Genomic DNA, 25,430 nt, shown 5'->3' on the forward strand with positions numbered 1-25,430 from the left:
TCACATCCTGGGGCTGAAGCCGGTCCCAAGGGTATGGCTGTTCGCCATTTAAAGTGGTACGCGAGCTGGGTTTAGAACGTCGTGAGACAGTTCGGTCCCTATCTGCCGTGGACGTTTGAGATTTGAGAGGGGCTGCTCCTAGTACGAGAGGACCGGAGTGGACGAACCTCTGGTGTTCCGGTTGTCACGCCAGTGGCATTGCCGGGTAGCTATGTTCGGGAAAGATAACCGCTGAAAGCATCTAAGCGGGAAACTTGCCTCAAGATGAGATCTCACTGGAACCTTGAGTTCCCTGAAGGGCCGTCGAAGACTACGACGTTGATAGGTTGGGTGTGTAAGCGCTGTGAGGCGTTGAGCTAACCAATACTAATTGCCCGTGAGGCTTGACCATATAACACCCAAGCAATTTGCGTCGAAAGGCCAGATTGCGGTGTGTGAAGACGAAACGAACCGAAAGTTCGATGTTCACAAAACACCGACAGCTGTCACATACCCAATTTGCTGAAGCGAGGCCATCAGGTCACGACTCAGTACCCGAATTTCTTGACGACCATAGAGCGTTGGAACCACCTGATCCCATCCCGAACTCAGCAGTGAAACGATGCATCGCCGATGGTAGTGTGGGGTTTCCCCATGTGAGAGTAGGTCATCGTCAAGATTAAATTCCGAAACCCCAATTGCGAAAGCAATTGGGGTTTTGTTTTGCCCGCAGGAAAGTTCGGAGAGCATTCAAAAGCGCAATGGCGCAGGAAGCGTCCGATACTTATTTCGCAAATTTCCTACATTTTGTTTGCCTCGCCAGTAAAAAACAGGGTTATTATCCGACGGCGTTTCGGGTCATAAGCCCGGCGCCAGAAGATTGCCGTGTGTCCACAGACCCGGTAATCGCAGCCGATCGGGACCACCCTGGCGCTGTTATCCCCGCACAGGTTGTTCCTCGTCGTTGACCCTCAAATGGAAGGCGAGGTTTCAATTGGTCACGCGGTTTGCAATCGACGATGTAATGGCCAAGGCGAACGATCTCGCCAGTGCGCCAGTCAATTCTCCAGCTGTTTGTGCTGACCGCGTTGCGGTTTTTTTCGCCTGCTCATCTCCCCCGGATTTCATGTGTGTGCCCGCGTCGGACTTAGCTCTGCACGCGCGCGCCGCGCCATCTCCCTGAATTCGAATCACCGAACCGGCACTTGAGGCCGGGGCCTGACTGACGGGGACGTACTGTCGCCGTCTGATCACAAAAATAAAGTAGTCATGGACGGTAGCCTCCGATGCTCGACAACACTTCCTTGCGCGGGACGACGCCTGCGCAGCCCGACCTTTCATCCAGAAAATCGCCAGCCGCTTCGGCATTGACCGATTCCGACTACCAGCGACTGATCCACGACTGGAACAGCGCGACGCAGTCGTTCGATGAAAAAATGTGCGTGCACGGCCTGTTTGAAGCGCAGGTGCTGCGCCATCCCGATGCCATTGCGGCATGTTGGCAGACAGAGGCGATAAGTTACCGTGATCTCAATACCCGCGCCAATCGCCTGGCCCATCACCTGCGCAGTTTCGGGGTCGGGCCGGACGTGCGCGTCGGGTTGTGCCTTGAGCGTTCGCTCGACACCCTGATCGGCGTGCTTGCGGTGCTCAAGGCCGGCGGCGCTTATGTGCCGCTGGATCCGGCGTATCCGCAGGCGCGGCTGGCACACATGCTGGCTGACAGCGCACCGCCGGTGGTGCTCACCCACGGCGCGGCGAAGCTTACATTGTCGGCGGCGCTCGAGCATTCTGTCACTGCGCCGACCATCCTTGATCTTGCCGATTCCAGCCATTGGGCCTCGCTCTCGCCTGATAATCCCGATCCGCACGCTGTCGGCCTGACACCACGGCATCTGGCCTACGTGATCTACACCTCTGGTTCGACCGGCACCCCGAAAGGCGTGATGGTCGAGCACCGAGGGCTCATCGCTGTGAGCGCCGCCTGGGCGCAACTCTATGCCTTGGACGAGCCAATCAATCACCTGCAAATGGCGGGTTTTTCATTCGACGTGTTCAGTGCCGATCTGATTCGGGCGCTGGGGTTTGGCGGCACGCTGGTGTTGTGCCCACGGGAAACCCTGATTGACCCGCCGGCGCTGTATCGCCTGATGAACGAAGCGCATATCGGTTTTGCCGACTTCGTGCCAGCGCTGCTCAACCCTTTGCTGGCCTGGGTCGAAGAAAATGGTCACGACCTGTCGTTCCTGCGCACCGTGGTCTGCGGTTCGGATATCTGGACCGCCCACAGCGCACGGCAATTGCGCAGGCTTTGTGGTGACCGCGTGCAAATCGTCCAGGCCTACGGTGTCACCGAGGCGAGCATCGATAGCACCTGTTTTGAACTCAGCGACGCGAGCCAGGTTGATGGCGTGCTGCCCATCGGTCGGGCGCTGCCCAACACCCGGATTTACCTGCTCGACACTCAAGGTGCGCCTGTCGCCGTGGGTGTCGCGGGTGAGTTGCACATAGGGGGCATCGGTGTGGCGCGAGGCTATCTGAACCTGCCGACACTCACCGCCGAGCGTTTCGTTGATAGCCCGTTCGTGGCGGGCGAGCGTCTGTACCGCACGGGTGATCTGGCGCGATATCGGGCCGATGGGCAACTGGAGTTCCTTGGGCGCAACGACTCCCAGGCGAAGTTGCGCGGCCTGCGCCTGGAACTGGGGGAAATTGAGACGCGCCTGGCGGACATACCGGGCGTGCGTGAAAGCGTGGTGCTGCTGCGTCAGGACGGCGCGCATGAGCCGCGACTGGTCGCTTATTTCTGCGCCGACCCAGCCACCGCGCTGACCTCCCGCTCACTGCGTGAGCAACTGCAATTGAGCCTGCCGGATTTCATGGTGCCGACAGCGTTCGTGCGTCTCGATGCGTTGCCTTTGACCGCCAACGGCAAGGTGGATCGCCCCAATTTACCGGCCCCGAACGTCGAAGCATTTGATCAACAGGATTACCAGGCGCCGCAAGGTTCGCTGGAAACTGCGCTCGCTGCGATCTGGGCCGAAGTGCTCGGCGTCGAGCGGATAGGTCGTCAGGATCAGTTCTTCGCGTTGGGTGGCCACTCGTTGTTGGTGATGCGGGTGCTGGCCCGAGTTCGCCACAATCTTGGGCTGGAAGTGACAGCTTCAGCGCTGTTCGCTGCACCCGTGCTCGTAGAGTTTGCCAAACGGCTGCAAGCCAGTCAGGCTGCGGCTCGTCCAGCCATTGCGGCTGTTGCACGGTCGGACGCGCAAACGTTGTCGTCTGCTCAGCAGCGCTTGTGGTTTCTGGCACAAATGGAGGGCGGTAACGCGGCTTATCACATGCCGTTGAACCTGCGCTTGCGTGGCTCACTGGACGTGGCGGCACTTGAACGCAGTTTCAATCAACTGGTGGCGCGCCATGAGGCGCTGCGTACCACTTTCCTCTCCGTTGAAGGCGAAGGGCGGCAACGGATTTCGCCACCAGCACACAGCATCCGGCTGACGGTGATTGACCTTCAGGGGCCTGACGCGCAAGAGCGTCTCAACCGATTGATCGATGAAGAGGGCGCCAAGCCGTTCGACCTGAGCCGTGGCCCGTTGATGCGGGTCAGCGTGGTGCGGATGGCGGCGGACGATCACGTGCTGTTGCTGACCCAGCACCACATCATTTCGGATGGCTGGTCGATGGGCGTGCTTACCCGCGAAATGGGCGAGTTGTACGAAGCGGCGTTGCAGGATCGCGAGGATCCGCTGCCGGCATTGCCTGTGCAGTACGTGGATTATGCCGTGTGGCAAAAGCAGTGGCTGTGCGGTGACGAACTGGCTCGCCAAAACCGCTATTGGCGCGAAACGCTAACGGGTGCACCAGTGCTGCTGGAGTTGCCAGCCGATCACAAGCGTCCGCCCATGCAGGACTACCTCGGCGGTTATGTGCCGCTGGTATTCGACGAGGCCTTGACCGTTCGCTTGAAGACCTTGGGCATGCAGCAAGGCACCACGTTGTTCATGACTTTACTGGCCGGTTTTTCGTTGCTGTTGTCGCGCCTGGCGGGGCAGAGCGATGTGGTGATCGGCGTGCCATCGGCCAACCGGCCTCAGCAGGAGTTGCACGGGCTGATCGGCTTCTTCGTCAACACCCTGGCGCTACGCATGACTTGCTCAGGCACACCGTCAGTGGCGCAATGGCTGCAACAGGCGCGGCGGGTGGCGCTGGAGGCCCAGGAACATCAGGATCTGCCGTTCGAGCAAGTGGTGGAGTTGCTCAACCCGCCGCGTAGCCTGGCGCACAGTCCGGTGTTTCAGGTGCTGTTTGCCTGGGAGCAGGATCAGGATTCGGACCTGCTGTTGAGCGGGTTGGAGGTCACTCCGGTCGAGAGTGGTCATCACGTGGCCAAGTTCGATCTGCAACTGGCACTCAGTGAGCGCGACGGCCAGATTGTCGGTGGCCTGGAATACGCCTCGGGCTTGTTCAATCGAGACACCGTCGAGCAGTTTGGCGATTACCTGCGCCGGGTGCTGGAGCAGATGGTCGAGGACAGCCATCAGCCGCTGGCGATGATCAACCTGTTGAGCGCCGAACAGCAGCGCAAAATCGTTCATGACTGGAACCGCACCACCCGCGATACCTCGTCGATACCCGGTTGCGTGGCACGCTTCGAAACCTTGGCCCGGCAGATGCCCGACGCTGTGGCGTTGCTCTCCGAAAGCGAGCAACTGAGCTACGGCGAATTGAACCGCGCCGCCAACCAACTCGCCCATTACCTGATCGAGAAAGACATTGGCCCCGAGCATCGAGTTGGCCTGTGCCTGGAACGCTCGCCGCAGATGGTTATCGGCCTGTTGGCGATCCTCAAGGCGGGCGCGGCGTACGTGCCGTTCGATCCGGCCTATCCGAGTGAACGTCTGGCGTTCATGTTCAGCGATGCCGCGCCGACCCTGTTGCTGACGCAGGCCGGCCTGCTTGCCGGATTGCCCGTCAGCGATGAGATGGAAATCTGCTGCCTGGACACTGAAGCGCAGCAATGGGCGCAGCATCCGGGCCACGAGCCACAGGTAGCGGTGAGCCCGGAAAACCTCGGCTACGTGCTTTACACCTCCGGCTCAACCGGACGCCCAAAAGGCGTGGCGCACAGCCGGCGTGCGCTGGATAACCTGATCGCCTGGCAACTCGACCAGGCCACCACGCCGCAGCGTGTGCTGCAATTCGCGTCGCTGAACTTCGATGTGTCGTTCCAGGAAATCTGCAGCACGCTCTGCCAGGGTGGCAGCCTGTTGCTGATGACCGAAGACAGCCGCAAGGACCTTGCCGCGTTGCGTCCGACGCTGGTGGCTGAAGGTGTGCAGCGGGCGTTTCTGCCGTTCGCCGTATTGCAGCAACTCGCCGGCCTGACCGAGGCCGATGCACCGATGCCGGCCGGCGGCTGCGAGATCATCACGGCCGGTGAAGCCCTGCAAATCAATGATGAGTTGCGCGGTTTTGTCCGAGGTCTTGGTGGCGCGCAATTGCACAACCAATACGGGCCGACCGAAACCCATGTGGTCAGTCAATTCAGCCTTTCGTGCAGCGAGGCCGAGGCCTGGCCGGATGCGCCGCCTATCGGTCGCCCCATCGCCAATGCGCGGCTGTACGTGCTGGATGAGCATCTGAATCCGGTGCCGGTCGGCGTGGCAGGCGAGTTGTACATCGCCGGTGCATGCCTGGCCCGAGGTTATCTGAACCGCGCGGATCTGACCGCCGAACGCTTCCTGCCTGATCCGTTCAGTGACGAGCCCGGCGCGCGGATGTATCGCAGCGGCGACCAAGCCAAGTTCCAGCCCGATGGCAACGTGCAATACCTGGGACGCATCGACCAACAGGTCAAGCTGCGCGGGTTCCGCATCGAACTCGGCGAGATCGACAGCCTGTTGCAGCAGCAACCCGGCGTGCAGGAAGCCGCGGTGCTGTTGCGTGAAGACGTGGCCGGCGACAAGCGTCTGGTGGCTTATGTGGTCGGCTCCGCGAACAGCGAGTTGCTGCGTGCCGAACTGCAACGGCACTTGCCCGAACACATGATCCCGAGCGCGTGGGTCAGGCTGTCGCAACTGCCGCTGACCCGCAACGGCAAGCTCGACCGGCAAGCGTTGCCAGCGCCGCAGCGCAGCACCGGGGCCGCATACGTGGCGCCGCGTAACGACATCGAACGGCAAATGGCCGATATCTGGGCCGAGGTGCTCAAGTGCGAACGCGTCGGTATCCACGATAACTTCTTCGACCTGGGCGGGCATTCGTTGCTGGCGACGCGGATGATCTACGCGATCAATCAGCGCATGGGCGCGCAGTTGTCGCTCAGCAGCCTGTTCCAGAAGCCGGTGCTGATGGACCTGGCGGCGCACGTGCACGGCGCACTTGATGCCGACACTTACATCGAGCCTGCCTTCAGCCAGATCGAACCGGATCGCGGCGCCCGACATGAGCCATTCCCTCTGACCGATATCCAGCAAGCCTACTGGTTCGGTCGTGAGGCCACGGTCAGCCTTGGTGGCGTCAGTGCCCACGGCTATGAAGAATTGCGCATTCCCGACTTCGATGCGGAACGTTTCGAGCAGGCGTTGAATCGCATGATCCAGCGTCACGACATGCTGCGCGTGGTGTTCCTCAGTGACGGCACGCAGCAGGTATTGGCACAGGTGCCGACGTATTGCATGCCGCGCAGCGACCTGCGCGGTCTGCCGGCCGAGGTGGCGCTGCGCACGCTGGAAGCGACTCGTGAACGCCAGTCCCATCAGGTGCTGGATGCCAGTCGCTGGCCGCTGTTCGAGTTCAGTGTGTCGCTGCTTGATGACGGCATTACCCATTTGCACATCAGCCTGGATGCGCTGATCGTCGATGCTGCGAGCACGCAGATTCTTGCGCGCGAATTGATGGCGTTCTACGTCGATCCGACCCTTGATCTGGCGGAGCCGGGCCTGACGTTCCGCGACTATGTGCTGGCCGAGCAACAACTGCGCAGCGCCAGCCGTTACGAGCAAGCGCTGAGTTACTGGCGTGAACGGGTGACCACCCTGGCACCGGCACCGGATCTGCCGCTGGTGCGTCAGCCCGAGAGCATTGCCAATCCACACTTCACGCGGCGCGACCGCGACATGTCAGCGGCGCAGTGGAGCCGGCTCAAAGAGGTGGCCAAACAGTTTGCGGTGACGCCTTCGGTGATGCTCCTGACAGCGTTCAGCGAAGTGCTCGCATTGTGGAGTCGCACGCCACGCTTCACCTTGAGCCTGCCGCTGTTCAATCGCATGCCGTTGCACCCGGACGTCGACGAAATCATTGGTGACTTCACCTCGCTGGTGTTGCTGGAAGTGGCGATCGACGGGGCGCTGAGTTTTACCGAAAAGGCCCGTGCCGTGCAGGCGCGGTTGTGGCAAGACATCGATCATTCGGCGGTCAGCGGTGTACGGGTGCTGCGTGAGTTGTCGCAGGCCCGGGGCGTGCAGCAGACGGCGATGCCGATTGTGTTCAACAGCACATTGTCGGAAGCAGCGCCGGAACTGGCCGAGTTCAATCTGGCGGACGCCTTGAACGCCCGGCACATGCACAGCATCACCCAGACCCCGCAAGTGTGGCTCGACCATACGTTGCTGGAACTGGAAGGACGCCTGTTGTTCAACTGGGACAGCATCGACGAACTGTTTCCCGAAGGCCTGATCGAGCAGATGTTCGTCGCCTATAACGCGCTGCTCGATCGTCTGTGCGAACCCCAAGCGTGGGACGCGGACACACCGCAGCTGCTGCCGCAAGCGCGGCTGCCGGCGCCTGTCGACAGCCACGACACGCTGCCCCTGATGCACGAACTGTTCGAACGTCAGGCGCTCGCCACGCCCGATGCGCTGGCGGTGATCGGCGCGCGGCAGCTGACTTACCGCCAACTGCGTGCAGAGGCTCGGCAACTCGGCGCCGCGCTGCAAGCGCAGGGCGTGGTGCCGAATCAGTTGGTCGCGGTGGTGATGGAACGGGGCTGGGAGCAAGTGGTGGCGACCCTGGCGATTCTCTATGCCGGTGGCGCTTACCTGCCCATTGAACCCACTCAGCCGGCGGAGCGCCTGCGGCATATTCTGCAGCGGGCCGAGGCGAGTCTGGCACTGACCCAACCGGCACTGATCGACAAGATCGAATGGCCGGCGCAAGTGACGGCGATTGGCGTGACCGACGCTGTCACTGCTGAGGTCGTTGCTTTGCGACCGGTAGAGCTGGTCAGCAGCGATCTGGCCTACGTGATCTACACCTCCGGTTCCACCGGCCAGCCAAAAGGCGTGGCGATTGATCATCGCGGTGCGGTCAACACGTTGCTCGACATCAACCGGCGCTTTGCCGTCGGCCCGACGGATCGGGTGTTGGCCATCTCGTCGCTGAGTTTCGATCTCTCGGTCTATGACTTCTTCGGCACCCTGGCGGTGGGCGCGGCGGTGGTTGTGCTCGAACCACAACTGGCGCTCGACCCGGCGCACTGGTTGACGTTGATCGAGCGTCACCGGATCAGTTTGTGGAACTCGGTGCCGGCGCTGCTCGGCATGCTGCTTGAGTATGTGGAGGGCGAGGGTGGTGCATTGCCCGCCCACCTGCGCCTGGCGATGTTGTCCGGCGACTGGATCCCGTTGACCTTGCCCGAACGGGCCTGGGCCTTACAGCCGGACTTGCAGTTGATGAGTCTGGGCGGCGCGACTGAAGCGTCGATCTGGTCGATCGGTTACGCCGTGCAAAACGTTGATCCTGAGTGGCGCAGCATCCCTTATGGCAAGGCCCTCGATCACCAGCGTTTTTACGTGCTGGACGAAGCGCTGCAAGTGCGTCCGACCTGGGTCGCGGGGCAGTTGTACATCGGTGGCATCGGCCTGGCCAAGGGTTACTGGCGTGATGAAAAACTCAGTGCCGGCAGCTTCTTCGCCCATCCACTGACCGGCGAACGCCTGTATCGCACCGGAGATCTGGGGCGTTTGTTGCAGGACGGCAACATCGAGTTTCTCGGCCGCGAAGACAATCAGGTCAAAGTTCAGGGTTATCGCATCGAACTGGGCGAGATCGAAGCTGCTCTCAACCGCCATCCGGGCGTGCAGAGCGCCGTGGTGCGCATCCTGGGCAGCACGTTGGGAGAGAAGCGCCTCGCCGGTTACGTGCTAAAGGCTGATCCGGAACTGCAAGCCCGGGACTTCAGCGAATACCTGGCGGATAAGCTGCCGGCCTACATGATTCCGTCGTCGTTCACTTTCGTGGAGGCCTGGCCGTTGTCGTCCAACGGCAAGGTCGACAAGAACCGTCTGCCGGAGCCGGCTCAAATCGAGGAACAAGGGCCGGCACTGCAAGTCGATGGCCCGCAGGAGCAGCGCCTGGTGGAGATCGTGCAGGGCGTGCTCAAGCGCGATGCGATTGCCGCCAACGCCAACCTGCTGAACCTTGGCGCGACCTCCATCGATATCGTCAGGATCAGCAATGCGTTGTCCAGCGCCTTGCAGTTCCGCCCGCACGTGGCGCAACTGCTGGCCCAGCCGACACTTCAGCATCTGCTCGGCATGTACCGCCAGAGCCGGGTTCGCCAAGAGGTCATCGGCAGCGTTCAGCAACCAGCGGACACCCCTGCGCAAGTCATCGAAGATCCGCAGTTGCGGGCGCAGTTCAAGGCTGAGCAGCGCGGGCGGCGTGAGTTCGCTCAAGCCTTGCCGACGCTGGAACTGGCCTTGCCACAAGACCCGACGTTCGCCCGGCGCTTCAGCGAGTATCGCTCGGTGCGTCAGTACAGCCCGCAGCCGATTGCCGGCGAGGTTTTCGCGCAATGGTTGGCGGCGTTGGCGCAAGGGCAATTGGACGGGGAGGCGAAATACCAGTTCCCGTCGGCGGGCGGGCTGTATCCGATGCAGACATACCTGTACGTCAAGCCGGATCGCGTGCTGGGCGTGCCCGGTGGCGCGTATTACTACGATCCCCGCCAGCATCGCTTGCTGGCCCTGCAGAGCGGTGTGCTCGACCCGGACACCTATGACTATTTCGTCAATCGTCCGGTGTACGAAAACGCTGCATTCTCGCTGTTTTTCATCGCCGACATGGCGGCGATTCGTCCGTTGTATGGCGAGCGCAGCCGTGACTTCTGCCACATCGAAAGTGGCGCCATGGCGCAGTTGCTGAGCATGACCGCCGTCGAACAAGGCCTGGGCCTGTGCGGGATTGGTTCGGTCGAGGAGCAGTCGCTGGCGGCGCTGTTCGACCTCGGGCCGAGCCATGAGCTGATCTACTCGATGATCGGCGGTTTGCGCACGGCCGATGAGCAACACCGCGCGACGGTTGAGGCGTATGCCCCGGTGCCGGTGACGGAATGCCTTGACGACGATGACATGGAGGAATTCGAAGTATGAATGCCGATCAATTGCTGGCGCTGTTCGCTCGTCATGGCGTGGTGCTCGATGTGGATGGCGACAAACTGCGCTGCAAGGCGCCTCGGGGTTTTCTCACCGAAGAGCTGACCCAGGCGCTCAAGCAACACAAGCAGGAACTGATTGCCTTGCTCGGTGGCCAGGACAGCGCGGCGATTCCCCGTCGTGGCGGCGAGCAAACAGCCTGGCCGTTGTCGTTTTCACAGCGGCAACTGTGGTTTCTCGATCAACTGGAACCCGGTAATCCGTTCTACAACGTGCCGAGCGCAGTGACGCTCAAGGGGCATCTGGACGTTGCGCTGCTGGAGCGCGCGCTGAATGAACTGGTCAGTCGCCACGAAATCCTGCGCACCACTTTCTGCCGCGTGGAAGGCGAGCCGCGCCAAGTGGTGCATCCGCCACTGGCGCAGGCGTTGCCGGTGAAGGATCTGCGCCAGGTGTCTGCCCGCGAGCGTGAGCAGCAGGTCAGCCGCGCCGTCGAGCAGGAGGCCCGTGCGCCGTTCGATCTGGTCAGCGGGCCGTTGCTGCGCGCGTCTTTGCTGCGTCTGGCCGACGACGAATACCTGTGGCTTTACAGCGTGCATCACATCATCGCGGACGGTTGGTCGATGGGCGTGATCCTGCATGAGGTTGCCGTGTTGTATGGCGATTATCAGCGTGGCGAGGCGTCGAGTCTGGCGCCGCTGCCGGTGCAATACGCCGACTACGCCTGCTGGCAGCAACAGCGCGTGGGCGGAGCGATGCTGGACGATCAACTCGACTACTGGCGCCGCGCCCTGGCCGATGCGCCGGCGCTGTCGACCTTGCCCGCCGACCGACCGCGACCGTTGGTGCAGCGTTATGTCGGGGCGACTTTCAGCTCGTCCGTCGATGGCGGCACGCTGCGCGAACTCACGGCGCTGGCCAGGCAGACGCAGGGCACGCTGTTCAACGTGCTGCTGGGGGCGTTGGCGGTGTTGCTGTGGCGCCATAGCGGCCAGCAGGATTTGTGCATCGGCACGCCTTTCGCCAATCGCAACCGTGCGGAAATCGAGCCGCTGATCGGTCACTTCGTCAATACGCTGGTGCTGCGTCAACGCCTGAACCCGCAGCAGACCTTCGCCGAACTGCTGCGCGAGGTGCGCGGCCAGATGCTCGACGTCCACGCCCATCAGGACGTGCCGTTCGACCGCGTGGTCGAGGCTGTCAACCCACAGCGTGATACCGGTCATTCGCCACTGTTTCAGGTGATGCTGGTGCTGCAGAACACCCCCGGCAGCGCCGTGCAAATGCCCGGGCTGGCACTGGCGCCGTACAGCACCAGCAGTGCAACGGCCAAGTTCGATCTGGCGTTTGAATGGGTCGAGCGCGAAGGGCGTCTGGACTTGTTGGTGGAATACAACACCGACCTGTACGACGTCGCGACCATCGAACGCCTGAGCGGACATTACCGGCATCTGCTCGAACAGATCGCCACGGACGCCAAGCAACCGATCGGTGCGCTGCCGTTATTGGCCGAAGCCGAGCGTCAGCAGATTCTGCTCGACTTCAATCATGCATCTCCGCTGACGCAAGCGGTCGACTGTGTTCATCGTCTGGTCGAAACCCAAGTCGCGCGCAACCCACAGGCCTGCGCGGTGGTGTTCGAAGGCGAGTCGCTGAGTTACGCCGAACTGAATGCCCAGGCCAACCGCCTGGCGCGGCACTTGCTCAGCCTGGGTGTCGGCCCGGATGTGCGCGTGGCGGTGTGCATCGAGCGCTCGCTGGCGTTGCCCGTGGCATTGCTGGCGGTGCTCAAGGCCGGTGGCGCCTATGTGCCGCTGGACCCGGATTATCCGCTGGGGCGCCTGAGTCATATGCTCGGTGACAGTACGCCGGCGGTGTTGCTGACCCTCGGTTCGGCGCACGGAATTTTGCGTCAGGCCCTGCAAGGTTCAACCTGGGAGGCGCCGGTGCTAGACCTCAAGGACGACGCCGCGAGTTGGGCGCAGTTGTCGGCGGACAATCTCGATCCGCACAGTGTCGGCGTCACGCCTGATCATCTGGCCTACGTGATCTACACCTCGGGCACCACCGGTTTGCCCAAAGGCGCGATGGTTGCCCACCGTGGCCTGAGCAATCTGCTGCTGTGGTGTTTGCAGGTCTGCGGCGAAGCAGGGGCGATGCTGCACAAGATCCCGTTCGGTTTCGACGCCTCGGCCTGGGAGACATTCTGGCCGCTGGCAACCGGCGGGCGTCTGGTGATAGCGCGGCCCGGCGGCCATTACGAGCCGGCGTATCTGGCCCGGGAAACCCGCGAACAGCAGGTCACGGCACTGGTGTTTGTGCCGGCAATGCTTGAGCTGTTTCTGGAGGTCGAAGAGGTCAGTCTGTGTGCTTCGCTCACCGATGTATTCAGCGGCGGCGGTGAGTTGCCGCCAGCCCTGGCCCGGCGTTTCCAGGAGCGCCTGCCGCATGTGCGCCTGCACAACGTCTATGGCCCCACCGAAACCACGGTGATCAACAGCATCTGGACGTTGCAGCCCGGCGCCGACGTGCCGGCGCTGAAACTGCCAATCGGCCGGCCCATCGCCAACAACCGTTTTTACGTGCTCGATGAACGCGATGCGCCGGTGCCCGTGGGCGTTACCGGGCACTTGCACATCGGCGGTGTCGGCGTCGCTCGGGGTTATCTGGGGCTGGAACAACTCAGTGCCGAGCGCTTTATCGACAGTCCGTTCGTGGCGGGTGATCGGCTCTACCGCAGTGGTGATCTGGCGCGTTATCGCGCGGACGGACAACTCGAATTCCTTGGCCGCAACGACTTTCAAGTCAAGTTGCGCGGCGTTCGCCTGGAACTTGGCGAGATCGAGGCTCGGCTCGAAGCGTTTGCCGGTATCCGCAGCGCTGTGGTGCTGATGGTCGGCGAGACGGCGCAGGATCAGCGGCTGGTGGCTTGCTGCGTGGTCGCCGCGCAACCGGACGAGACGGAGGTGCATGCGCATCTGGCGGCGACGCTGCCCAGAGCGGTTGTCCCCGGCAGCTATCTGTGGCTCGACAACTTGCCGCTGACCGCCAATGGCAAGGTGGATCGCGCAGCGTTGACGGCACTGGCGGATCAGGACCTGGCCGATCGACAGGTCAACCTGAGCAGCCCGCGCGATCACATCGAACTGGCGCTGTATCAGATCTGGAAAAGCCTGTTGCTGGCGCCGCAGATCGGTATTCGCGACAATTTTTTCAATGTCGGCGGCACGTCCATCGCCGCGATCAAGATGGCCCATGAAATCAGCCAGATGTTTGCGGTGGAAGTGCCGGTGCGCGTGGTGCTCAGCTACCCGACCATCGAAGCGTTGGGCGGCTGGCTGCGGATCGGGGCCAACCCGGCCGCCGCGCAAAGCAATCTGATCGAATTTCGCCGGGGCGCCGGCCGCAGCAATGTGGTGTGCATTCACCCGGCGGGCGGTACGGCGTTCTGTTACCTGTCCCTGGCCAAGGTGCTGCCCGAAGACGCCGGCGTCTACGGTGTGCAATCGCCGGGGCTGAATCCGGGAGAGAGCACCGAGCCGACGGTCGAAGCGATGGCCGAGGCGTATCTGCGCCTGATCGAACCGCTGGTCAATCAGCCGCTGGTGCTCACCGGGCTCTCGTTCGGTGGCCTGGTGGCCTACGAGATGGCGCGGCTGTTGACGGCTGCCGGGCATCATCAGGTGAGCGTGGTGTTGCTCGATACTCAGGGCAGCGACGATCCGGGTTTTCGCGAGCAGATCGGTACGGTGGACATGGCCGAGTTCCGCGACAAGCTGGTGCGCTTCAACGGCATGTATCCCGGCATCGAAGACGCGCAAGTCGAGCGCTATTTCCATCTTTACAACCATAACCGCCTGGCCATGGCCGCCTATGAGTGCGCGCCAGGCGCCGGGCGTGTCGTGCTGATTCAGGCGCGGGAAGATTTCAGCCGCCCTCAATTGCATGAGCTGCGCGGATTTTGGCGCCGCCGCGCCGGCAGCGGCTATCTGGCGAAACTGGTCAGCGGCGGCCACTGGGACATGCTCGAAAGTGCAGAAATCCATCGGGTATCGCAGATCATCAGGCAGGAACTGCAACGTTGCGATTCGCAGGAGGCGAAATGATGAGCGCTACCCATCAGATGACGTTGCTCGCACGCTTTACCGCGCAGGTGCAGCGATATCCACAGGCGTTGGCGGTCATCGATCAATCGGTGCAGCTGACTTACGCGCAACTGGCCAGTGCCAGCGAGCGCATCGCCAAAGGATTGCAGGCACGGGGCGTGCAACCCGGCGAGTCGCTGGCGCTGTGCATGCCGCGCTCCTGGCAATGGCTGGCGACCATCCTCGGCGCTTTGAAACTCGGCGCCGTGGTGGTTCCGCTGGATCGGGCCAGCCCGCTCAAGCGGCGCGACGTGATGTGCGCCGATGCGGCCTGTGTCGGCTTGATCACCTTGGGCGAGGAGCAACCGTGGGCATTGTCATCGCCGCTATGGCAAACCAGTGTCGAGGCATTGCTCGACCAGCCGGATCATCCGCCGCAAGTACTGACTGAAGAGTTCGCCGAGGTGATGTTCCTGTTTTACACCTCGGGCACCACCGGCACTCCGAAAGCGGTGGAGGTTGGCGAGCGCGGTCTGCTGCGTCTGGCGCACACCGACGCTTATATCGAGATTCGTCCGGCGGATCGTTTTGCCTGCCTGTCCAACCCGGCCTTCGACGCGTGCAGTTTCGAGCTGTGGGCACCGCTGCTCAACGGCGGCTGCTGCGTGATGATCGCCGACGAAGACGCGCTGGATGCACGACGTCTGGCCGAAGTTCTGGAGCAAACCCGGGTCGACAACCTGTTCATGACGGTTTCGCTGTTCAACAGCTTGATCGCCGAGTGGCCCGCGTGCTTTTCCAGCCTGCGTCAGGTGCTGATCGGTGGAGAACAAATCAGCGCCGTCGCCGTGCGTGCCTGGTACCGGGCCAATCCTGAAAGCGCCTGCCGGATTTTCAACGTCTATGGTCCCACCGAATGCACCACGTTCGCCGTGTGCTGGCCGATTCCGCGCGACTTTGTCGGCGACCTCGTGCCCATCGGGCGTGCGTTGCCGGACACCGGTCTGCAGGTGCTGGATGACCGGCAACGGCCGGTGGCCGCAGGTGAGGTGGGCGAACTGTATTTGAGTGGCAGCGGTGTCGCCCGGGGTTACCGCAACCGGCCCGAAGAAACTGCACGCCAGTTTGTGCGGTTACCCGAAATCGATGGCGGTGCCCAGGTGCATTACCGCACTGGCGATCGGGTGCGGCGCAACGCCGAAGGCTTGCTGGAGTACTTGGGGCGGGTCGACCGCCAAGTGAAGATTCGCGGTTTTCGAATCGAGCCGGCGGAGGTGGAGCAACGGATTCTTGAACATCCGGGCGTGGCGCAGGTGTACGTCTGCACCCGGCGCAATGCGGCGGAAGATCATCAGTTGCTGGCGTTCATCGTGCCGCGCGGTGAATTGGACTATCACGCCTTCGAAAGCCATCTGCGGGCACAACTGGCGCCGTACATGCGCCCGCATCAGTTGTTCCTGTTGGAGCGTCTGCCGTTGACTGCCAACGGCAAGATAGATCGCGATAACTTGCTCGCGCAGGCACTGAGCCCATGGCATCCAGCGGCCACCACGCAAGACGGCAGCGTTTCGCCAGCGCTGGAATGGCTGTTGTCGCAGGCCCGCTCACTGCTCGGGCAACCGACGCTGAGTGCGCAGGATGACTGGCTGAGCAGTGGCGGCGATTCGCTGAAGGCCATGCGTCTGCGTTCGGCAATTCGCAGTCGTTGGCAGCGCGAGATCGCTGTCGGCACGTTGCTCAACGAATCCTTCGCGGTGCTGGCCGAGCAACTGTCCGATGAACTGACCCGTGACTCGATCTATCCACCCGCGCCGTCCATCAGCACTGCCCGACGCTTGCCCGCCACCGCGGAGCAACGTCGCTTGTGGTTGCTGCAACAACGTTCGCCCACCTCGACGGCGTACAGCGTCCCGCTGATTCTGCATCTGGCGCCGGGCGTGGAGGTCTCGGCGCTGGCCGAGGCCGTGGGGCGTCTGGTGATTCGCCATCCGGGGTTGCGCACGGCGTTCGTCTCCGGTGCTGAAGGTCTTGATCAGTTGATTGCCGAGCAGGGCCCGGTCTGCCGCACCTTTGCGGTGGGGCATTTCAGCGAACACAACTGGCGGGCGTTCGCGGAGCTGGTGTTCGGCACGCCGTTCGACCTGAGCACACCGAACCTGTTTCAGGCGTGGCTGCTGCCGTTTGCCGATGGCAGCTGTCGGCTGTTGCTGAATCTGCATCACATCATCGTCGACGGTTGGTCGGTGAACCTGTTGTTCGACGATCTGATTCAGCTCTATGCCGATAGCGTGCAAGGCCGCGAGAGCCCGGAACCGCCAGCACGCCTGACCGCGCTGGAATTTGGCCAGTGGCAGCGGCAGTGGAGTGTCGATCCGTATTATCGCGATCAGCGCCGCGCCCTGGCCGAATTGCACCGACGTCAGGAAGAACCCTCGCCGACGCTGCGGCCGATGCGCGCCGTCAGCCCACACGCCAGGCTGTACCGGGAACCGCTGGGCGACGTGCGCAGTGCCGCCCTCGAACGGTTCTGCACGCAACAGCGGCTGACCCGTTTCGAAGTGCTGTTCAGTGTCTTCGCCTGGAGCCTCTACGCTTTGACCGGGGTTGCGCGCCCGCGTATTGCCAGCCCGGTCGCCAACCGGCCACTGGCGGAATTCGAGGACACCGTCGGCATGTTTGCCAACACCGTGCTGATTCCCACCGCCGTGGATCAGTCTTCGACACTCGACGAGCAGTTGCGCAAGCAGGCCGCCACCGTGCGCGAGGTGTTGGCATTGCAGGACGTCGCACTGGCTGATCTGGTGGAAGACCTGCGGCTGTCGTCGAGCACCGCGCTGTTCGATTTCATGTTTGTGCTGGAAAACACCGATTACGCCGCGCTGGCCGATTCAGGCCTGCGTGCCAAGCTGGAATTCAGCGAGGAGTTGCACGCTAAATGCCCGCTGACATTGCTGATGGTGGGCGCCGGCTCGCAATTGGAGTGCTGGTGGGAATATCAGTGCAGCTACTTCGATGCCGAGCAAATAAGCGCGGTTAACGCGCTGTTCCGCCGTGGCCTGGATCTGCTGCTGGAATCCCCGGCAGCCACCCTCGACGATCTGCTCGACCCTTATCGATCCGGTTTGCCAGCGGCCAGCGAAGGCCCGATCAGCGAACAGGCGTTCAACACGCTCGCGGACTGGTTTGAACATCAGGCGCACAGCACACCCGACGCCATTGCGCTGGTGCAGGGGCAGCAGCGCCTCGCTTATGGCGAGTTGAATGCGCTGGCCCATGCCCTGGCGGCAAGCTTGATCGAGCGCCATCCGTTACCGCTCGGGAATACACCGTTGCAGGTCGTGCTGTTCCTCGAGGCTTCGGTGGAGCACATCGTCGCATTGCTGGCGCTGGCCAAGCTCAACCTGACCGCCGTGCCGCTGGATCCTGCGTACCCGGTGGCGATTCAGCGCCAAGTGTTGGCGCAGGCACAACCGCATTGTCTGCTGTTCAGCGCGGCGACCGAGGCGAGGCTGGATGATCTGAATGCGGGGCGGTTTGCTTTGCATCGGGTTGACCTGCATGCCGATGTGCGGCCATTCGAACGCCCACGCCACGGCGGTGAACGCCCGCTGTACACGCTGTTCACCTCCGGCTCCACCGGTACGCCGAAAGGTGTGCAGGTGTCGGAGCGTACTCTATGCAACTTGCTGCAATGGCAACGCAACGAGGGGCAGTTGCCGGCCAAAGCGGTGACGTTGCAGTTCTCCATGCTGTCGTTCGACGTGTCGTTTCAGGAGATCTTCAGCACCCTGTGCGGTGGCGGTTGTTATCACCTGATCACCCCGGGCTGGCGCCAGGATGCCGAGGCGCTGCTGGGATATCTGGTCGAGGCGCGGATCGAGCGGCTGTTCCTGCCGTATGTGGCGTTGCAGCATCTGGCGCAAACCGCCGTGGCCCGTGGCATTTATCCGGGAGCGTTGCGCGAAGTGGTGACTGCCGGGGAGCAACTGCTCTGTACCGACGCATTGCGCAATTGGTTCAGTGGCATGCCGCAAGCCTCGCTGTTCAATCACTATGGGCCGACCGAAACCCATGTGGTCAGCGCCTTGCGTTTGCCGGCCGTGGCCCGCGACTGGCCGCTGCGCGCTCCGATCGGCCAAGCGGTCGGCAATGCCCGATTGCTGTTGGTCGATGAGCACGATCGCCCGGTGCCGAACAGCTGCCGTGGCTACCTGCTGGTCGCGGGGCCCATGGTTGCCCGGTGTTATCTGGCCGACCCGGCGTTGAATGCCGCGCGGTTTGTCGAATTGGCAGACGGCGAGGTTGGCAGTCGCCTGTTTTATCGAACCGGGGATCTGGCGTGGGCGGACGCTCTGGGTTGTCTGCATTATCTGGGACGTGATGATCAGCAGGTCAAACTCAGTGGTCATCGTCTGGAGCTTGGGCAGATCGAGGCGGCGCTGATGCAGGTGCCGCAGGTGGTCAACGCGGTGGTGGCGGTGCAAACCGAGCCGCCGCGCCTGACCGCTTGGCTGCAACTCGACGGCGAGCCAGCAACCTGCGCACAACTGGATCGTCTGGTGGCGCGGCAACTGCCGGCCCATGTGCGCATTGATGAGTACCGGCGGATTGACGTCTGGCCACGCACCCCCAGCGGCAAGATTGACCGCAAGGCGTTGCCGGAGATGGGCGAAGCGCTGGAACGGCGCAATGCGCCACCGCCGGGCGTGCCGTTGAGTGCGCTGGAGCGGCAACTGAGCGAGCTGTTCCAGGAAGTGATCGGGCGTGACATCGAGCCGGAGCAGACCTTCTTCGAGGCCGGCGCCACCAGCCTCGGTCTGATGCGTTTGCACGCTCGGTATAACCAGGCGTTGTCGCATCAGGTGGCGATGGCCGATCTGTTTGAACACGTCACGGTACGGCGCTTGGCAGCACATCTGTCGAAGGCACCGATGGCTGTCGTGGAGCGCGTGCGCCAGGCCGATGCGGGTCATCAACCGATGGCAATTATCGGCATGTCGGTCAATGTGGCCGGCGCGCAGAACCTGTCCGAGTTCTGGGCAATGGTGCAGGGCAACGCATTGGGCATCGAGCGCTTCAGTGCGAGCGAAGGTTTGGTGGGTGCCCGCAGTCAACTGGCCGGCATGCTCGACTTCGACCCCGAGTTTTTCGGCATCAGCCGCCAGGAAGCACGCCTGATGGACCCGCAACAGCGGCATTTGCTGATGGCGTGTGTGCAAGCCCTGCAACACGCGGCCATCGTGCCGTCGGCGCAGGGGCCGCGTATCGGCCTGATCGCCAGTTGCGGCGAAACCACATACTTCCAGCAGATGCTCCGTGAAACCGCTGACGGCGATCTTCCGGACGGCTTCCAGATGGCGTTGCATCACGACAAGGATTTTCTCGCGACCAAAGCCGCTTATCACCTCGATCTCAATGGCCCGGCCCTGAGCGTGCAGGCGGCGTGCGGCAGTTCGTTGATCGCTGTGCACCTGGCCAGTTCGATGCTGCAACAGGGTGACAGCGACGTGATGCTGGCGGCCGGCGTGCTGATCGATCCGACGCTGACCGATGGCTATCGTCATCGCTCACAGCACATCTTTTCCGCCGATGGTCTGTGCCGTCCTTTCAGCGACGATGCCAGCGGAACCATTGGCGCCAGTGGTTATGGCGTTGTGGTACTCAAGCCACTGGCCAGGGCCCGGGCGGATGGCGACCGGATCTATGCGCTGGTCGAGGGCAGCGCGTTGAACAACGATGGTCGGGCCAAGATGAGTTACACCGCACCGTCGGTGGCCGGGCAGAGTGCGGTCATTCGCGAGGCGCTGAGTCGCGCCGGACTGACCGGGGCGGACATCGGCTATATCGAAGCCCACGGCACCGGCACGTTGCTGGGTGATCCGATCGAGGTCGCGGCATTGACCCAGGCTTTCGGCGAGGCACCTGCCGAGAGTTGCGCGCTGGCTTCGGTGAAAAGCCAGATCGGTCACCTGGGCGCGGCGGCCGGGGTGGTCGGGCTGATTCGCGCCAGTCTTGCGGTGTTCCATGGTGTGGTGCCGCCGAACCTTGGCTTTGGCCGGATCAATCCGCATATCGATCTTGAGCATTCGCCGTTCTATGTACCCACCTCGTCCCGGCCGTGGCCGCAGGGGCGGCGGCGACTGGCCGGGGTGAGCAGCTTCGGGATTGGTGGCACCAACGCCCATGTGATTGTCGGTGCTGCACCTTTGGCGCCGGACGTGAGCGAAGAAACCCTGCCACTGCTGATGATCTCGGCTCACAGCCGAGGCGAATTGCTGCGCGATATCGCCACGATCAAAGACTATCTGCTGGCGTATCCCGACCGGCATGCCGCGCTGCTGCGGTATCTGCAAAGCGGTCGCAAGCAACTGCGTTGGCGCTTTGCGATGCTTTGCCAGCCCGGTGACGACATCCCGTTGCAGTGTGCCTCGATCAAGGAAGTCAGTGCTTCGGGCGTACAGCTGAATGCCGCGGATCATGCGGTGCCTGAGCTGCTGGCCGCCTGGTACGAAGGGGCGAGCATTCAGTGGTCGCGGCGCTCGGCACCGCCGCCCTGGGATTTGCCGCCGTCATCGTTCGATCTGCAGACCTATCGCTTCCAACCCTCGGTCGTGGCTGAAACCGTTGCGCCGCCGTCGCCAGGTCTTGAGCGCCAACCGTTGGCAGATTGGTTCCACCAACGGCAATGGGTTCGTACCCGGCGCTTGGGCGCGATGGCAGCGGGTGCCTCCCGTGAAGTCGCGATTCTTTGTAGCCATGACGCACCCGGCGCTGCATTGTTGGAGAGCCTGAGTGCGGTCTATCGACGCGTGGTTCAGGTGCGCGCCGGCAATGGCTTCAAGCGACTCGGCACGGATCGTTTCGAACTTGACCCGCTCGACGCCGAGGCCTTGAGTCGATTGCTCGGCGAGTTGGCCGAACCTTCGGTCGTCGAACTGGACTGGCTGCACGCCTTGCCGCTGTCGGTGGCGGGCGCGGTCGATGAACAAAGTCTCGACCGCTCGCAGTGGGCCTGTCTCGACACGGTCAGCGCCCTGATGCAGGCCTGGGGGCAAACCCCGCGCACGACAAGTCTGCGGCTGTGGTTGATGTCGTGGCAGGCGTGCCCGGTGAACGATGAGATACGCCGCCCCGAACTGGCCGCACTGGCGGGGATTACCGAAGTGGTGCCTCAGGAGTACCCGGTGCGTTGTCACTGGTTGGATTGGCCGTCACCGCACCTCGATACGCAGGCCGGTGAGCTGGCAGCGTTGCTCGGCGACCCGGCGTCGTTGCCACGGCGCATGGCGATTCGCAACGGTTATCTGTGGCAGCCACGATTGCTGCCCCAGCCATTGCCGACCTCGGCAATGTCTTCCAATCTTTTGCCGGAGGAGGGCACGTTCCTGGTGTTGGGCGGCTCGGGCGGGATCGGTCGTACCTTGTCCGAACACTTGTTGCAGGCACCGGGTCGGCGGGTGGTGCTGCTCTCGCGTCAAGGCGAATTGCCGGCGTCTCTGGCGGCTTATGCGTCGCGGATCGACTGCATTCAGGCGGACATCGCTGACCTTGCTCGGTGGCCACGGATACTCGATCAACTGGCCAAGCGTTACGGGCGAATCAGTGGGGTAATTCATGCGGCGGGCGTCGGTGCCGGCAGCCTGATTCGCCACCGCGATGCCGGGCAAATGGCCCAGGCCATGGCGGCCAAGACACGCGGCATGCTCGCGGTCGAAGCCTTGATCGAGCGTCTGCCCCCGGGATTTGTCCTCTACTGCTCGTCGATGTCAGCGCTGTTCGGCGGTGCCGGGCATCTGGACTACGCGGCGGCCAGCGCGGTGCTCGACGGCTTCGTCCACTATCGTCCGGATTCTGCGAGCGCTTGCCTGCGCCTGGGGATCAACTGGGACATCTGGCGTGACATCGGCATGGCCACGACGAGCAATGGCGCAGACGTTGCCCATCAGGAACATCTGACGGTCGGCCTGTCGGCCGAGGAAGGTTGCCGGGTGTTTGATCTGGCGATGGCCACGCAGTTGCCGCAGTTGCTCGTTTCGACGACGGGCATCGACATCTCGCGGCGGTTTTATCCGGTTCGTCATGGCGTCGCGGGCGCTCCGTCCGAGGCACCGCAAGGCGTGGATCTGCGGGCGCGTCTGGGTGAGTGCCTGTGCAAATGGCTCGGCATTGCCGATCTGGATGACGACCATTCGCTGTACGACCTGGGGGCGGATTCGCTGACGTTGCTGGACCTGATCGACGAACTGCAAGCGGCCACCGGTGAGGTGTTCCAACTGTCGCAGTTCAGTCACAAGGTCAGCCTCAACGAGGTACTCGGGCTGGTGGAGGCGAGCGCGGTGGAGGTGCCTTGCGTCACGCAGCCGAGCTGGAGCGACGCGGTGCGGATTGATCAGTGGCATGCCGGAGCCGGTCGCGAGTGGCTGTACCTGATTCACCCGGTGGGTGGCGATGTTCAGGCCTACCGGGACCTGGTTTCGGCACTGCCTGCGGACCTGGGAGTGTGCGTGATCGCCGACCCGGCGTTGCGTGTGCCGGGGTTGCCAAACATCAGTGTTGCCGAGCGTGCGCAGTTGTATTTGCAGGCGATCAAGGCTCACATCCCTGATGGCTGCGCCTGGCGGCTGGCCGGGTGGTCGTTCGGCGCGTGGGTGGCGCAGGCGCTGTGTCATCAGGCGCAGGTTGCCGGGTTCCGCCAACCGCTGCTGTACCTGATCGACCCACCCGCACCGGATGCCGGGGCGGAACTGGCCGGCATTGACGAGCAGGTAATCGAGCAAGTGTTCGAGCGCGAGTTTGCCCAGCGCTGGCCGAATGTCGAAGGGCAGGCAATGTCCGAAGAACGTCAGGCCTATCTGCAACGGCTGACAGTCTGCTGCCGCAACAACATGCACAGCATGGCTGACTTCCAGCCGCCAATGTTGGCTGCGACGGCGGTGCGGATGTTCATCGCCGGGCAACCTAACCCTTATGGCTTGGGCAACGCCTGGAGCATGGATGACCTGCACCGCCGTTGGCAGGCATTGCTGCCGCAGTTGCTCAGTTGGCAACCACTCGATACCGATCACTATGGCATCGTGGCCGGTCGCTGGGCGCGGTTGCTGGCCGAGGTGATTGGCACGGATGGGCCGTCAATATGAATGAGCCGAACGCAATGCCTCGATGGTGGCGCACATTGACGCAAGTGTTGTGCGAAACCCTGCCCACCGCGCAGGCCGACATTTTGCGTCAGCGGTTGCACGGGTTCGACGAGCCTGTAGCGCTTCGGGTTGTACACCTGTGGCACGCCGATGTGGTCATGCCGTTGCTGTGCGAAGCCGTGCCGGAGCATCGGCAGGCGCTGCTCGATTTGCAGAGCCTGCATCGACGGGCCGCGCTCGGCCTGCGCGCACGCCTCGGTGAATGGCGGGCGACGCTCAAACCGGTGTTGCTGGCGCTGTATCGACGGGCGTATGCCTACGACGCGGCATACGCCCAGGCCCACGCCAGTGCAATGACTTACGGTCAGGCACCGGCCAACGTCGCCATGATTGCCGAGCACTTTGGCGATGCCGAGGCGTTTGCCGTGTATTACGCGCAATTGAATACCGAAGCCAACGCCACCGCGTTTGCCCAGGCCCACGCCAGCGCCAACGCCGAAACTTCAGCCCGGGCCTTCGCCGCTGACGATGCGCAAGCGTACGCGCATGTCTGCGGTGCATCGACGCGGGTGTATGCCCGGGCCTGCGCGCAGACCGATGAACAGCGCCGTGTACTGTTCAACGACCTCGCCGAGGGGTTGAACCGGAGTCTGGCAACGCTGCAATCCCATTCAACAGGAGAACGACATGAGTGACGCACAGCTGCAATTCGATGTGGTGATCAATGGCCAAGGTCAGTATTCCCTGTGGCCCGTGGGCAAGCCGATGGCCAACGGCTGGAGCGAGGCGGGGATGCGCGGTGAACGCCAGATCTGCCTGGAATACATCAATGAACACTGGATCGATATGCGCCCGCGCTCGCTGCGAGAGAGCGTGTCGCAATAATCGTTATCGCACTCGTCCGCTGGGGAAGTGGGTATCGGGCGCTTCAATAAAAGGTGAGGGAACATGGATCAATTGGCACTTAAGGCAATCGAGCGCATCGCCGCACAACAGCGCGTGCCGTATCAGCACATCACCGTCGACCGGATCACGCCGGTCATTGGCGCCGAGGTCGCCGGCGTCGATCTTTCGCAACCGCTGAGTGACGATCAACTCTCAGAAATCCGCCGGGCTTTTCTGGAAAACCACGTGCTGGTGTTTCGCGATCAGCATTTGACGGTGCAAGAACACAAGGCGTTCGGCCGCTTGTTCGGCGAACTGCGTGCCTTGCCGGTGGAGGACATTGACGGCGATGACCCGGAACTGGTGGAGATCCGCGCCAATGCCCAATCACGCTACGTCGCCGGTGAAACCTGGCACACCGACGGCACGGCCGATGTCGCACCGTCCCTCGGTTCGATGCTGTACATCAAGGAAACTCCGGCCATCGGCACGGGTGGCGATACGTTGTTTGCCAACATGCACCTGGCGATCGAAATGCTGTCGCCGGCAATGCAGCAGTTTCTCGGCGAATTGACCGCCATCCATGACGGGGCGATTCCGTGGAAGGGCTATCAGGCGCCGGCCAACCTGCCGAGGACTGAACACCCGGTGGTGGTTCGTCACCCTGAAACCGGGCGCAAGTCGTTATTCGTCAATTCCGGGTTCACTTCGCACATCGTGCAGTTGTCCGGTGGCGAAAGTCAGGCGCTGCTGAACATGCTGTTTGATTTGGTGGCCCGAGAGCCAGTCCTCAGTTGCCGCGTACGCTGGGCGCCGAACACCCTGGTGTTCTGGGACAACCGCTGCACTCAGCACCATGCGGTCTGGGATTATTTCCCGCATTCGCGCTACGGCGAGCGGGTCACGATTCTGGGGACGCAGCCCAAGGCTTGATCCCCCCGAGGCACATCTGTGGGCGCAAG

The 25,430-nt window shown here is 62.7% G+C and carries 6 protein-coding genes and 2 rRNA genes; all 8 read left to right on the forward strand.

The window, feature by feature from the left end:
- A 23S ribosomal RNA gene (locus ACIOVB_RS03525) occupies positions 1 to 391 on the forward strand; the annotation flags it as partial.
- A gap of 151 nt (positions 392 to 542) precedes the next feature.
- A 5S ribosomal RNA gene (gene rrf, locus ACIOVB_RS03530) occupies positions 543 to 658 on the forward strand.
- Positions 659 to 1,265: 607 nt separating this feature from the next.
- Positions 1,266 to 10,358 (forward strand): amino acid adenylation domain-containing protein, encoded by a 9,093-nt coding sequence (locus tag ACIOVB_RS03535; RefSeq protein ID WP_401264851.1) that lies wholly within the window; start codon positions 1,266 to 1,268, stop codon positions 10,356 to 10,358.
- On the forward strand, positions 10,355 to 14,467 hold the full coding sequence (locus ACIOVB_RS03540; protein ID WP_401264852.1) for an amino acid adenylation domain-containing protein: 4,113 nt from the start codon (positions 10,355 to 10,357) through the stop codon (positions 14,465 to 14,467). Before ACIOVB_RS03535 ends, ACIOVB_RS03540 begins: the two co-directional genes overlap by 4 nt.
- The gene (locus tag ACIOVB_RS03545) at positions 14,464 to 23,583 is read left to right on the forward strand and encodes an amino acid adenylation domain-containing protein (RefSeq protein ID WP_401264855.1); all 9,120 of its coding nucleotides are present in this window, start codon (positions 14,464 to 14,466) and stop codon (positions 23,581 to 23,583) included. The genes ACIOVB_RS03540 and ACIOVB_RS03545 overlap by 4 nt, the downstream gene beginning before the upstream one ends.
- 14 nt (positions 23,584 to 23,597) lie before the next feature.
- Positions 23,598 to 24,278, forward strand: coding sequence for a hypothetical protein (locus tag ACIOVB_RS03550; protein ID WP_401264858.1), 681 nt, complete (start codon positions 23,598 to 23,600; stop codon positions 24,276 to 24,278).
- A complete protein-coding gene (locus ACIOVB_RS03555) occupies positions 24,271 to 24,468 on the forward strand; it encodes an MbtH family NRPS accessory protein (protein ID WP_187680820.1) in 198 nt (65 codons plus the stop codon). The genes ACIOVB_RS03550 and ACIOVB_RS03555 overlap by 8 nt, the downstream gene beginning before the upstream one ends.
- A gap of 63 nt (positions 24,469 to 24,531) precedes the next feature.
- A complete protein-coding gene (locus ACIOVB_RS03560; protein WP_401264861.1) occupies positions 24,532 to 25,401 on the forward strand; it encodes a TauD/TfdA dioxygenase family protein in 870 nt (289 codons plus the stop codon).
- Positions 25,402 to 25,430 lie beyond the last annotated feature (29 nt).

This window comes from Pseudomonas sp. NPDC087639 (genome assembly GCF_044743385.1).
Lineage (GTDB): Bacteria > Pseudomonadota > Gammaproteobacteria > Pseudomonadales > Pseudomonadaceae > Aquipseudomonas.